Below are 13,742 nucleotides of genomic sequence, written 5' to 3'. Positions count from 1 at the left end.
GAAATTGTTCCATTAAGGCCGTAAAGAAATAGTCAGGATTTGAAAAGCTCCCCTTTGCCGCAAGCGGGACAAAGTTTTTAACACCCCCTAAATATATAAGTAAAATTGATTATTTTTAATTAACGGACCTATAAAAGTTTCTTATTATGAAAACCAACTGTTTGTTACTGTGGCTATTAGCATTAAGTTTTTTGGGTTGTAAGCACAATGAGGCCAAAGACATTGAGAGTACTACCGAGTCTTATAATTCCAATACTACTGACAATACTGATAATTCGGATAATTCTGAAAGTAGGCCGGTAGTAAAAAACAAAGAAGTTAAGTCCAACGGATATTGGGAAAAATTGGAAATGAAAAAGAATATTGACGGAAATGGAATGGTTTCTTCAATACTCCCCATGCCAACTTCGTGGAATTTAGGAGCGGATGGCATTACAGGACCCCGTGGTTTAAAAATAACGTATTTTCCGCTTCAAAATTTTATGGCAAATTTTGACCCAAATCTGCAATATGCCTACTCTCAAAGTGGACAACGAATGCGACAGATGCCAGGAATTGAGCAATTGGTGCAGCAGGACTTTATACCTTGGGGAAATAGTAATGGATTGCAATATGTAAAGTATTATGAAATCCCTGAAATAACCAAAATGGATAAATGGTACTGGGATCAATTATTTAAGGCCATGCCCAGCCGTTCGGACGTCGCAGTTTATGGTATTGATTGGAAATTGCAGAATGGTAATTCCTATTTTACCATAGTACATTTAAACGTAAGCACTTCCCAATCCATGCAAAATTGGTTCTATATAGCAGCGGGATTGGAGGCGGAGCCTTCCTATTTTGAAACAGCAAAAAAGCAATATATATTTAGTCTGGCCAATACCCGCTATAACTTGGAGCCCATCATGGCTTACAATAAGGAGGAAGCGCAACGGGTGGGGGCAAATTGGGCGGCATTTAACGCGAGAATGGCCCAAAATCAACGGTCTTTTGAAGAAAGTCAGCGGCAATTTGTGAATAAAAGTAATGCCATCAATGATGCCATAATGAGTGGTTGGAAAGCCAGTAATGCCGCAAGTGACAAAAATCAGGAGCAGTTTATTGATGCTATGTACGAACGTATCAATGTTGCGGATGTTTCTACTGGTAAGACCTATAAGGTAGACGAAGGTGCCAATCAGTATTGGATGAACAATAATGGCGAATATATTGGCACCCAACTTCAAGGTTATGATCCCAATTTTGATGATAACATGAACGAGTTAAAATGGCAGGAATTAAAAAGGATAGAACAATAGCATATATTATACTTAAGATATAAAAAAATCTGGTCTCTCGCTCGGCGCGAGGTTATTAACCTACGGATAGGTAGGTACCTGCATACAATAAAAAACACTTCGACCTCCCCACTAATGCTAACCTGCTTTTTTACTGTCGGATTGACCAAGAAAAGGCTCGATGTGCAGAACAATTTGAACTGGGTATTGGAAGAGATTAAAAGAATGATTTTGCATATTAAACCCACCCCTAGCCTCCCGCCAAAAAGGCGGGACAGGCTCACCCAAGAGGGGAAAAATTAGTACCCTGCTGGTGCTAGCGTTGCGCCTGCCTGACGGCGGGGCAGGCTCGGGTACCAAAAATGCCTCTCTACGCAAAGTCTCCCGACTTTGCTTTACAAAAAATAAGAAACTTTTAATCTTCTCTAGGCAAACGGGAATCCAGTTCCGCAATTTGATAAACCAGCGCTGCAATAACGGTGGCATTGATCATCATATCGCGTTCCGGTACATATTCCAAAGCATCTAAATTGGTGTGATGTGTTACTGTACTATAGTTTAGCTTGTCCTGAATTATCTGAAATCCAGGAATCTTGTAATAATCAAAAACATCATGATCGGTAAAATTGGTGTTTTGAATGGTTAGATTGTTCACATCCAAATACTCATAAGGAGCCAACATTTCTTCAAAAATGGGTTTTACCGCTTCGTTACCCTGTAAATAGATACCTCGCATTTGTCCGGCACCATTATCCATATTTATATAGGCCGAAATTTTTTCAACCTCTTTTTTTCTATTCTTTTCCTTTACTTTTCCAAAGTGATTTTGTGCGTAGGCCATAGATCCTAAATATCCTTGCTCCTCACCTCCCCAAAGTGCTAATCTAATAGTTCGTTTTGGTTTTAATCCGGTTGCTTTTATTATTCGCATCACTTCCATCATGACTGCCGACCCGGCTCCATTATCCGTTGCTCCAGATGCTGGGTGCCAAGAATCAAAATGTGCCCCTATCATAACCACTTCGTCTTTCAATTTTGGATCTGAACCGCTAATCTCCGCTATAATGTTTACATTATTTTCAGATTTTAAATAAAGCTCGGAATCTAAATGGAATTTAATTTTCGGATTGATTTCCCTATCTATTAAGCGTTTTAATTTTCCGAAACTTTCAGGTGAAATAGCGAAATATGGAACCGATTTTACATGACCTTCTTTATAATTATAAGTACCACTTGGATGAACAATACCTGGATAAAAAGGCGTAGTTCTTAAAATACTTAAGGCTCCTTCTGCTTTTAAAAAAGCAAAAAAAGCATCGTCCTTTCTCATGAAACTGTTGAATATTACTTCTAAATCTTCAATTAAATTCAAATCACCGGCAGTTGGCCCTAAAGGGTTACTCGGGGCAGGGACAATTGATTTTTCAGCTTCTTCAATTTGGTCTTCAGTAAATCTTGTTGAAAGTGCATCGAATAACATATTTTGTTCTGGAGCAGAACCTATGAGTATGGTCTTTCCTTTTAATTTTCCGCTCCATTGGTTTTTTACATTTTCTAAATCGGTATGACTTTCTATCCAAATTAAATCGCCTATTTGGACACCATTGGAGCTTTCTGTCCAGGCATAGGGATAGGCCTGTATTTTCATATAGGCAGGTGCTGTCATTTCTACATTAAAGGATTTTACTTCCCAACCCATACAATCATTACAATAATTTTCGAAATAAACCTTGTCTGCTCCCCAATTTTCCATGGTCTTCTTTGCCCATTCTGCTGCTGTATAATATTGATTTGTTCCTGTTAGCCGAGGGCCGTAAACATCTGAAAGGTCGCCGATTAGGCTCATAACTCGGGATTTCTGAAAACCTTCTGTATTAATTTTGGCAAGTGCTATTGATTTTGTTTGACTTAATGCCGTGAATCCTACTAATAAGAAAGCTGTGATTAGAATTTTAGAATGAATTTTCATAATGCGAATAGTGGTTATCTGTTATGGTGTAATTAGTTAAAAATATGTCTGGCTTACCCCAACCATCCCTCACGGTCTAGGCTGCGGTACTGGATGGCTTCGCCAATGTGATTTCCACTTACATCCGTGGCATTTTCCAGATCGGCGATAGTTCTTGCTACTTTCAGAATTCTGTCATAGGCCCTGGCCGATAGGTTTAATCGCTCCATGGCATTTTTTAATAGCTCCTTGGAAGGGTCGTCCATTTTGCAATATTTCCGTATTTGTTTGGTATTCATCTGGGCATTATAGTGCACGTTCTCCATATCCGCAAAGCGTTGGGTCTGAATTTCCCTGGCGGCAGTAACCCGCTTCCGTATTTCAACACTGCCCTCCCCTTTGCGTTCCTCTGACAGCTTTTCAAATGGTACAGGCGTTACTTCTATGTGAATATCGATTCGGTCCAGCAAAGGCCCTGAAATCTTGCTCAAATAACGTTGCATCTCAGCAGGAGAAGAGGTCACAGGGGCATCGGGATCATTAAAATAGCCGCCCGGACTTGGATTCATACTGGCCACCAACATAAAACTACTAGGATAGGTTACGGTAAATCGTGCTCTGGAGATGGTCACTTCCCGGTCTTCCAAGGGCTGGCGCATTACTTCCAGTACGCCCCTTTTAAACTCGGGCAGTTCATCCAAAAATAGGACTCCGTTATGGGATAGGGATATTTCCCCAGGTTGGGGATATGCTCCGCCACCGACAAGGGCGACGTCCGAAATAGTGTGATGTGGGCTACGAAATGGTCTTTGGTTCATAAGGCCCATATTCTTGATCTTCCCCACAACAGAATGAATTTTGGTGGTCTCCAAAGCTTCGTGCAAGGTCATGGGCGGTAAAATGGAAGGCAGGCGTTTGGCCAACATGGTCTTCCCCGCACCCGGGGGACCTATAAGGATAATGTTATGTCCGCCGGCAGCGGCGATTTCCATACAGCGTTTTATACTCTCCTGTCCTTTCACATCCGAAAAATCGAATTCAGGGAAATCCAGGCTTTTATAAAATTCTTCTTTAGTGTCTATTATGGTTTGATGTAAAGGGGTACCCTTATCAAAGAAGTCCATCACTTCTTTAATATTGTCTATGCCGTACACTTCCAAATCGTCTACTATAGCGGCTTCCCTTGCATTTTCATTGGGTAAAATAAACCCTTTAAATCCCTCCTCCTTGGCCTTAATGGCTATGGGCAAGGCTCCCTTTATGGGCTGCAAACTCCCGTCCAGTGAAAGCTCGCCCATGATAATGTACTTTTCTATGGATTCCGATTTAATCTGATTGGAGGCGGCCAGAATACCCAAAGCCAGGGTAAGGTCGTAGGCCGAACCTTCTTTGCGAAGATCGGCAGGTGCCATATTTATGGTGATTTTTTTTCCGGGTATTTTGTAGCCATTGTTCTGTAATGCTGCCGCTATACGGTAATTGCTCTCCTTTATAGCATTGTCTGGCAGACCTACTAAATGGTAGCCGATGCCTTTGTCGATATTTACTTCAACGGTGATGGTCGTAGCTTCAACCCCAAAAACCGCACTACCATAAACTTTTGTAAGCATTTACTTGTTATTTGTCTAAATGTAAACAAATAAAATAAATTTTCGGGTGTTGATAATAAGCTAATTTATAGGGTATTGGCAGCTAATTTGAAAGGAATGTTGGAATTAATACTATATGTCCAGGTTTATATTATGGCTTAATCTTCTACAGTAATTTGGCCACTGCCGTTGATACATTACTTTTTAGGCTCAAAGATCAATATGGATTCATGGGTTTTGATAATCTCCTCTTTGTTCATCATCATTTTTCGAAATTTGCCCTGATTGTACATTTCGGCCTGATCTTCATAATGTTCACTGAAAGGATTCCCGGACTGTCCTGTTGGTAGTATACTGGTGCTATTTTCAATGTCGGAAAAATCGATTACCCTTCTTGTAGAGGGGCCGGAAGTTGCCGGGTATAAACCGGTGTCGTCATATTTGAAATACATATTGTTGATTACTTCCCTAGTTCCTGAAACAGGGAAGGGCCCCACATTAAAAAATGATCTTAGTGCCTTGATCTGTCCTATGGGATGCCCGTGTTCCAGAGTATGTACCTTATTCCAGGTCCATTGGTTAGGGTCTGTGCCAAAATCTTCTTCCAGTGACCGAAATGCTTGTCTGAAAGCGAGGTTCACCCTTTCATTTTTTGTTTCTACACTGTCCGTGGTGGTTACATCATCCCACCAAACCGAATTATCTTTTGCGGCCATTGGGGCTATTAGCCGTTTGTGGAAATGGGTGTCCAACAATTGTTGAAACATCTGGGGTCCCAATTCGTCCTCGAACGTATTTTTTAGTAAGAAGTAGATCCAACGGTGATAAACGGTAGGTTCTATTTGTTGTAGTTGATTGTTCCCGTCCCAAACATTCATTCTATCCAAGACGCTAATCTGTGCCTCTGTCATACCCTTTACTTCAATACTTTTGGCCAAATTGGTGACCACTTTGGCATTTACACTGGAAGTAGCATCCACTATCATTTCCTGTACCGTATCCCTATCCCAATCATTTTTCGGTTCTAAAAGTGCTACAATCCTTTTCGCCCTATTCTCGGGCAGGTAATAACCTGGATAAAACCTTCCATTGATGGAATCGGGCTGATTGTTGGCAGAATACACATAGTTCCAAGGCGGATTAATGGCCATGGGGTTTTCGGTAAAATCCAAATAACGAATGGGTTCCTCCTTTCCCGTACTTCCTTCTAAAATAAATTTGGTATTGGTACTATCTGGCATTTGATAAAGGTTGGCTGTTGCAAACCACCCTACATTGCCCACAGCATCCCCGTACATAATATTTAAGCCTGGGGCATGAATATGTGGCAGGGCTTCTTTGAATTCCGTTAAATTTTGGGCATGAGACATGCCATAAAGGGCATCCATGACCTTGTTTTCCAATTTGGTATAGATCCAGGACATGGCTATTGGCCGCTGGTCCATTACCTGATCGGCAATTCCGTTGAGAATGGGACCATGATGGGTTTTCTTAAAGGTAAAACTAAGGTCGTCCTCCCCTTTTACTTTTATGGTCTTGGTTACCAACTCATATTTTTCCCACCCCGTAGAGGTTTTGTAGAAGCTGGGGTCATTTGGTTTTTCCTCTTCATAGTAAAAATCAATATCATCATTCCCGAACATGGTGAGTCCGTAGGCCAATTTTCGGTCATGCCCCAATAAAGGAAATGGTACCCCGGCCAAATGATAACCATACTTTTCGTAGGTAGGGGCATTTACATGGGCCTCATACCAAACGGAGGGTTGGGCAAAACCAATATGGGGGTCGTTGGCCAAAATAACCTTACCGTTTTTGGTCTTATTTGGAGCTATTACCCAACTATTGCTCCCTTCAAATTGAGGGACCGGAAAATCTTTCAATACCTCTGAAACCAAGCTGGCAATTTCATTTTTAATGGAATCTCGAATGCTGGGCTTGTAATTTTTGATCAATGTTTTTTTGGGGTCGGCGCCTATTTCCAAATCACTTAAATAGGCTGGCCCTAGTTTGTTCTTAATGTTCGTCAGCAAGGGATCGGTTTTATGGGCCATGGCAAAGCTGAAGGCCATATATCCCACGGTATTATAGATGTCCTTAAGGGTAAACGGAGTTTTTTCCAAGCTGGTAAGATGGAATTCAATTGGGGTTGGCCCTTCTGCTATAAACTTATTGATCCCATCCAAATATGCCTGGGAAAGTTTGACCATGGGGCTGTTTTTTGAAATTTTTTCCACGGTTTGTTGGGAGGCATCATCTATACCCAAGGACAGAAAGAATTTGTCCGTTTTAAGCATATCCTCACCAAAAACTTCCGAAAGTCCGCCTTTTGCAATCCTGCGAAGCAACTCCATTTGCCACAGCCTGTCCTGGGCATGGACATAACCCAGTACTCTTAGGGCATCTTCTTCAGAATTTGAATAAATATGAGGTATACCATAGGTGTCAAAATAAACCTCCACCTTATTATTTAATTTATCCGTTTCAATGTTGCCGGCATACTCCGGGGTATGGGTATAAACATAAATGGCACTACTCAAGGCCAATATTGCGATAATGCCCAAAATTATCCAGAGCAGCTTTTTTAATACTTTCACACTTATAGGTTTTAGATTAAAGGTATGGCAATTCAGGATATAAAAAAAGTACTCCTGGGAGTACTTTTATTTCTTAAAGTGAAAATAATGTCAAGGTTTTAGGGTGGTAAACTCTATTAAAGAAGTGTTGTAGACACGATGTGTTTGTTTTTGAAAGTCTTCAGGTTTGGCTTGAAATATATTTTCTACAAAGGTTTGAGGATTAATATCTATATAGGGAAACATAGTACTTTGGACCTGCACCTGTATTTTATGGCCTTTCTTAAAAGTATGGAAAACATCCTGAAGTTGAATGTTAACCTGAGTTACCTCTTCAGGAACAAAAGGTTCGGGTTTTGAAAAATCGTTTCTAAATCTGCCTCGCATTACCTCACTACGAACCATTTGATGATAGTTGCCCATTTTTAAATAGGCCTGGGTCTCCTCGTAATCCTTATGGTCTGCGGGATATACATCAATAACTTTTACAATCCAATCTGCATCCGTACCAGTGGTGGAAACGTTAAGTTTCGCCATGATATCACCGGCAAGGGTAAGTGGCGTTTCCAAGGGTTCGGTTTCAAATATTAAAACATCGGGTCTACGGGCGGCAAAACGCTGATCATCGGTCATGAACTTACGAGGGGTAAACACCATTTTTATGTCTTCGGAATAAGGGACAGGTTTTTTTGGGTCGCTTATAAATTCCTGAAAGGAGTATTCCCTAGTTGCAATCTGTCCCAAACGTTCATTGCGCTGTAAGGAGTACGTTTCCTTGGAGGTGTTCTTGGGAGGCCAGGTATCAAAAGTTTTCCATTCCTTGGTACCCGTATCAAAAACATAGGCCTCGGGCAAATTAGTGGTCGCCCCCTCCCCTTTTAAAAAGTGATTAAAAAACCTGGTTTCAATATTTTCCTGATAGAATTTTGAGATATCATCCCCAAAATAGACATTGCCAATGGCTTGGCGTTTTGTTTCCTTGGACCAATCGCCGTGGCTCCATGGCCCCATTACGATGGTGTTATAATTGGAACTGTTTTTTTCTATATGTTCATAGGTGTTTAATGGACCGTAAAGATCTTCCGCATCAAACCAGCCTCCAACGGTCATCACTGCCGGTTTAATATTTTCCAAATGTTGTATGATTCCACGCTTTTGCCAAAAATCATCATAGTTCGGATGTTCTTTTAGTTGCTGCCAAAAAACATTGTCCTCTTTGTAATACTTGTCCAAGTTGGACAATGGACCGGCATCCAAAAAGAACTGGTATTGGTCTTCTGTGCCCAGTTCGGGAAAAGAATACCATTCTTCGGTGGTAGGTTGGTCTTTTATATATCCAAATACCGCCGTAGCCCTCCAATAGCTCAGTAAATAAGCACCATTATGATGAAAATCGTCGAAAAAGAAATCCCCGATCGGGGCTTGGGGCGAAACCGCCTTTAGTGCTGGATGGGCATCCAATAAAGAATAAGTGGCATAAAAACCAGGATAGGAAATTCCCCAAATGCCTACATTGCCATTGTGGTTTTCCACATTGTTTATCAGCCATTCTATAGTGTCATAAGTGTCCGAGGCCTCATCTACTTCCCCATCCTTTTTATTGGGAATATAAGCCCTCATATTGTCATAGACCCCTTCACTGTTCCACCTGCCCCTAACATCTTGGTAAACTACAATATTCCCCTCCTTCATCATTTTTCTATTGGGAGATATCAAGGCTTTATATTCGTTAGAGCCATAGGGTCTGGAGCTATAAGGCGTTCTGGACATGAGAATGGGATACTTCTTGGAAGTATCCTTGGGGGAGTAGATTGTGGTATGTAATTTTACCCCATCACGCATAGGAATGGTGACTTCCTTTTTGTTGTAAAAATTAGTGGGGTTATACGTGTCAACAACTCCGGTGTTGGTTTTATTTGTCGAAGGTTGAATCCCTATTCTTCCACACGATACCAGTATTATAGCCGATAAAATAAATATAATCTTTCTCATGAAGGTTGATTTAGTTTTAATTGTATCTATAGGATTTTATGCCCATTTCACGATTATTTACCTTGTCAGGGACATGGTTTAATGGTTAAATAACCAGGAACACTTTTGTGTGGGTCCTATTTAAGCTGTCCTAATTCCTTAAAATTGCTCACCCCTTTTTTTAACCATTCCTTATAGGTGTCCCGATCTGTATATTGCACAGCTGTGTTCAAAATTTCCAGATCAGGGGACATGATTACATAATATGGTTGAGAGGCGGCATTAAAGTTCAAAGTCTGGAAAGTACCCCATTTTTCACCCACGGTATTGATTTTTTTTACGCGTCCGGATTCGTATTTAAAATCGAATTGTTCTTCGGCAGGCAATTCCTTTCTATCATCTATGTAGAGCGATATTAAAACATATTCATCCTTAAGGATAGGATAGATATCCGGCTCGCTCCAGACCGTTTCCTCCATTTTTCTACAATTTACACAGGCCCATCCTGTAAAATCCAACAGTACCGGTTTGTTTACCTTTTTGGCATGGGCAAGGCCTTTGTCAAAATCCTTGAAACAATCTATTCCTAAAGGGCAATCGCTTTCTGTTTCGAAAATGCTATAAAACTGGGGGGGTGGAAAACCGCTCAACAGTTTCAAATCGGTTATTTTGGATAGCCCCAATATTAGGTAGACGGCAAAAGCTGTGCTTAGGACGGCGGTAAGCTTCCTGCCAGTCGACAATCGTTGTTTTGGTCCGTCGTGCGGAAATCTAAATATTCCGAATAAGTAAAGGGAAAGCAATACAAATAATAATATCCAAATCCCCAAGAATATTTCCCGTTTAAAAATTCCCCAGTTCCCTACTAAATCCGCATTGGACAGAAATTTAAATGCCAATACCAATTCCAAGAAACCAAGGGTAACCTTTACCGTAGTCATCCATCCTCCAGATTTAGGCAGCGAATTAAGCCATGTAGGGAACAATGCAAAAAGGCCAAAGGGCAAGGCCAGGGCCACTCCAAAACCGACCATCCCCATGGACAGGTTGGTAGCCACGTCTCCTTCCGCCAAAGCAGTACTGCCCAACAATCCTCCTAAAATAGGACCTGTACAGGAAAAGGATACAATGGCCAAGGTAACTGCCATAAAAAAGATTCCAAAAGCTCCTCCCACCTTGGAGGAGGCCGAGTCCATTTTATTGGCCCATGAACTAGGGAGCGTCAATTCATAATATCCGAAAAAGGAGAAGGCGAAAAATATAAAAATGAGAAAGAAGAATAGGTTTAGCCATACATTGGTGGCAATGGTATTCAATATTTGTGAATCTACAGAATCGAACAAATGAAAGGGCAAACTCAATAAAAAGTAAATAAGTACTATAAAAAAACCGTACAGCAAGGCATTTGCAATTCCTTTGGATCTGTTGGCCCCTTGTTTGGTGAAAAAGGATACTGTTAATGGTATCATAGGAAATACACAGGGAGTTAGAAGCGCAATTAAGCCGCCCAAAAAGCCTAAAACGAAAATGGTCCAAAGACCAGATTTTTCATTCACGGCATTTATATCCCCGTTAACTAACAATTCCTTGTGCTTAAGGTCCAGCATTAAGGCAGCACTCATATCCAGGCTTCGCTGGTCCACATTCTGTTCCGCAACAACTATTTCCTCTCCGGTCAGGGAAATATGGAATATTTCATCCTTTGGGATGCAGACCTCCTTGCAGATTTGATAGAACAAATCAACGGTAACCTGTTTAACCTCCGGATTCAATAATTTTATTTTTTGGGTAAAGACAGCCTTTTCCTTGAAGAAAGTTTCATCCACCTCAAAAATATCGGAGTATTCGGTAAGGGTTTCACTTTCTGTAGTGGTTCCTACCAATTCATAGTCCTCACCTGCCTTTTCAAATGTAAATTCACTTGGCAAAGAACCATTTTCATCCGTAAACTGGGAATAGATATGCCAGCCTTCATATATATCGGCCTTAAAGATAAGCTTGTACTCGGTATCCGATATTTTTTCTGCTTCATAGGTCCATATGGCCGGATCATTATCCGACTGGGAAAACCCCAAGAAAAAACTGAACACCATTAAAATCAATCCCAGTATATGTTTCATTATTCTAATGTAATCTTTAAAATTTCTTTAGTCCTATCCGTAATTTTATAACGTTCGTCGGCACGTTTTCCTATTATCCAGACAATATTATTGCCAGAACACACCAACCATTGGTTTTCTTTGGCAAAAACATCCATCTTCTCATCCTTGAAATATTTGGATATTTTTTTCCTGCCCGACATTCCAAGGGGGTAAAAATAATCTCCTTTTTGGCATTTACGGACTGTTAATGGGTACTTTAACGTTTCTTTATCTACATAAATTATCTTAGAAGAGGTTTCCCCAATGGCTTTAACCGTGCTGAATTTTAAGGATATAGGTTCTAATACCGCCTCTTGTCCGTCATCAATATTAAAAACCTCGGTATTTTTAAGTACTTTGGGTTTTAACAACAAAAAGTCCCTGTCCTTCAGTAATCTATGGGTGTTTGAATGCACTTCTTTTCCGCTGTTGGCGCTTAGAAGTCCGTAAATGTCGTCCCATTGTGTAAACCCGTACTCCCGAAGGAAATGAAAGAGATATGCTTTGGTAGGATTAAGTGCCAACAGGGAGTCTACATTTACCTTTTCTATTCCGTCCTCTTTTGAAAAAAGTTGCTTTCTTAATTGGACTATTTGCTGATTGGATATTTCTAGGGTCTGCCGAAGATATTCTTGGGTCTTTAAAAAATTTTCTAAAAAATAGGGATTGAGTTCCTTTAACTTCGGAATAATATTATGCCTAATGTTATTCCTTAAGTATTTGGTATTTTCATTACTGGCATCCTCTCTCCAACGAATGGCATTGACTTCCGCATATCTTTTGATCTCGCTCCTGGAAAATTGTAATAAGGGTCTGGAGATGGTGTCGGTATGCGATGGTATTCCGGTAAGCCCTTCGATTCCGGTTCCCCTGGACAAGTTGATAAGAAAGGTTTCCAAACTGTCATCGGCGTGATGGGCTGTGACAAGGGTTTTAATATTGTGAATTGCCATTATTTGCGAAAACCAATTATAGCGGAGTTCCCGTGCAGCAATTTGCAAGTTGGTTTTATGTTGGGCCATATACCCGTGGGTATCAAAAGTGGTCACAAAAATTTCCTTGCCCAAATTCTCGGCCAAATCCCTGACCAGTTCTTCATCCTTATCACTTTCCTCCCCGCGCAATTTAAAGTTGCAATGCGCTATGGAGAAATCCAACCGATAGGAGTTACATAAATGTGCCAGGACAACACTGTCCACACCCCCACTACAGGCCAATATAAATTTACCTTCTTTTAGATGGGGAAAGTGTAGGTCTATGTGATTCCTAAAGTTTTCTAACACACGGCTAATTTACACAAGAAAAATGATAGCAACTACATTTGGTTATAGAACTGGTCCAAGCTTTTCCTTAGCCAAATGCCGATTATATCCAAAGTGTTTTTGCTTCCAACATCCTTGTGTAATTCGTGATAGCCGCCTTCAATTAAATGTAGTTCGGTACTATTGGAGTTTTTGTGTAATTTTTCGGTGGCCCTATAATCTATAATTTTATCGCCGGTACCGTGCAATAAAAGGGTTTTTGCCTTTAGTTTGCTGACGTTGTTTATAGCCCACTCCCCTGCCGCCATTATGGGAAAAGAGTACATGGGGCTTACTCGGTCATGAACTAAAGGGTCTGCAATGTATTTTTCCACCTCCTGGTTTATTCTGGAGATTTGTTGTGGATTCAGGCCAGATGACATTGTAATGGAGGGAATTATTTTCAACATAACTTTGCCTAAGATCATTTTCCATTTAGGGGGTTGAAAAGCCAATTTAAGGTATGGACTCGTCGCCACAATACCGGCCAAATCCGATTTTATTCTCAAGTCGTAGTTCAATACTAGGTTTCCCCCCATACTATGTCCGTAAAGGTATATGGGCTTATTGGGGTTTAGCATTCTTGCCTTTGCAATTATATTGTCCAATAGTTCCAAAAGTGCCATATAACTAGGGCAATGCCCCCGTTTTCCGCCAGATTTTCCATGACCAATATTGTCATAACAAAATACGGCCAAATTTTCTTCCAAAAGTCTTGGGATCACATCGTACATGTAGCGGCCCGAATGTTCGCCAAAACCATGTACCAGTACCACGGCACCTCTAACTATTTTGGGTCTGGAATACCATGCGTTAATGGGGATGTTCTTATAATGAAGATCAAGCATTCTTACATCCATAGTTATTAAATATAGAGTATTAGGTATACCTAAATTTATAAACGCTTAAGGTAGATTGAAAATTGAATATTACCAAATGGCC

Annotated in this window: 8 protein-coding genes; 1 reads left to right on the top strand and 7 read right to left on the bottom strand. The window is 40.6% G+C overall.

Annotated features, from left to right (window positions below; genetic code table 11):
* The first annotated feature begins 146 nt into the window (after nucleotides 1-146).
* Nucleotides 147-1,298 (top strand): hypothetical protein, encoded by a 1,152-nt coding sequence (locus MWU82_RS15880; RefSeq protein ID WP_215948347.1) that lies wholly within the window; start codon nucleotides 147-149, stop codon nucleotides 1,296-1,298.
* Nucleotides 1,299-1,692: 394 nt separating this feature from the next.
* Here the strand turns inward: MWU82_RS15880 and MWU82_RS15875 are convergent, their stop codons facing one another.
* From MWU82_RS15875 to MWU82_RS15845, 7 genes are all read right to left on the bottom strand, one after another.
* The gene (locus MWU82_RS15875) at nucleotides 1,693-3,123 is read right to left on the bottom strand and encodes a M20/M25/M40 family metallo-hydrolase (RefSeq protein WP_247097129.1); all 1,431 of its coding nucleotides are present in this window, start codon (nucleotides 3,121-3,123) and stop codon (nucleotides 1,693-1,695) included.
* 176 nt (nucleotides 3,124-3,299) lie between these two features.
* Entirely contained in the window at nucleotides 3,300-4,835 is a 1,536-nt protein-coding gene (locus MWU82_RS15870) for a YifB family Mg chelatase-like AAA ATPase (protein WP_247097128.1), read from the bottom strand.
* A 176-nt stretch (nucleotides 4,836-5,011) separates the two neighbouring features.
* Nucleotides 5,012-7,408, bottom strand: a complete 2,397-nt coding sequence (locus MWU82_RS15865) for a penicillin acylase family protein (protein WP_247097127.1) — start codon at nucleotides 7,406-7,408, stop codon at nucleotides 5,012-5,014.
* A 90-nt stretch (nucleotides 7,409-7,498) separates the two neighbouring features.
* The gene (locus tag MWU82_RS15860; protein ID WP_247097126.1) at nucleotides 7,499-9,379 is read right to left on the bottom strand and encodes a CocE/NonD family hydrolase; all 1,881 of its coding nucleotides are present in this window, start codon (nucleotides 9,377-9,379) and stop codon (nucleotides 7,499-7,501) included.
* 116 nt (nucleotides 9,380-9,495) lie between these two features.
* The gene (locus tag MWU82_RS15855) at nucleotides 9,496-11,478 is read right to left on the bottom strand and encodes a thioredoxin family protein (RefSeq protein ID WP_247097125.1); all 1,983 of its coding nucleotides are present in this window, start codon (nucleotides 11,476-11,478) and stop codon (nucleotides 9,496-9,498) included.
* The gene (gene tilS, locus MWU82_RS15850) at nucleotides 11,478-12,782 is read right to left on the bottom strand and encodes a tRNA lysidine(34) synthetase TilS (protein WP_247097124.1); all 1,305 of its coding nucleotides are present in this window, start codon (nucleotides 12,780-12,782) and stop codon (nucleotides 11,478-11,480) included. The genes MWU82_RS15855 and tilS overlap by 1 nt, the downstream gene beginning before the upstream one ends.
* 32 nt (nucleotides 12,783-12,814) lie before the next feature.
* Nucleotides 12,815-13,660 carry an alpha/beta hydrolase gene (locus MWU82_RS15845; RefSeq protein ID WP_247097123.1) on the bottom strand — a complete coding sequence of 282 codons (846 nt, stop codon included), beginning with the start codon at nucleotides 13,658-13,660 and terminating at the stop codon, nucleotides 12,815-12,817.
* Between the last annotated feature and the right edge of the window lie 82 nt (nucleotides 13,661-13,742).

Origin of the sequence: Arenibacter sp. S6351L (assembly GCF_023016025.1) — a bacterium.
GTDB lineage: Bacteria > Bacteroidota > Bacteroidia > Flavobacteriales > Flavobacteriaceae > Arenibacter > Arenibacter algicola_B.
The sequence above is the reverse complement of the archived record's forward strand: the minus strand, read 5'-3'. Positions and strand labels throughout refer to the sequence as shown.

Excerpts from the sequence above, each read along its gene's own strand:
- MWU82_RS15860 (WP_247097126.1), bottom strand. The coding sequence starts at position 9,379 with ATGAGAAAGATTATATTTATTTTATCGGCTATAATACTGGTATCGTGT.
- MWU82_RS15845 (WP_247097123.1), bottom strand. The coding sequence starts at position 13,660 with ATGGATGTAAGAATGCTTGATCTTCATTATAAGAACATCCCCATTAAC.
- MWU82_RS15875 (WP_247097129.1), bottom strand. The coding sequence starts at position 3,123 with ATGAGCCTAATCGGCGACCTTTCAGATGTTTACGGCCCTCGGCTAACA.
- MWU82_RS15870 (WP_247097128.1), bottom strand. The coding sequence starts at position 4,835 with ATGCTTACAAAAGTTTATGGTAGTGCGGTTTTTGGGGTTGAAGCTACG.
- MWU82_RS15880 (WP_215948347.1), top strand. The coding sequence starts at position 147 with ATGAAAACCAACTGTTTGTTACTGTGGCTATTAGCATTAAGTTTTTTG.
- MWU82_RS15855 (WP_247097125.1), bottom strand. The coding sequence starts at position 11,478 with ATGAAACATATACTGGGATTGATTTTAATGGTGTTCAGTTTTTTCTTG.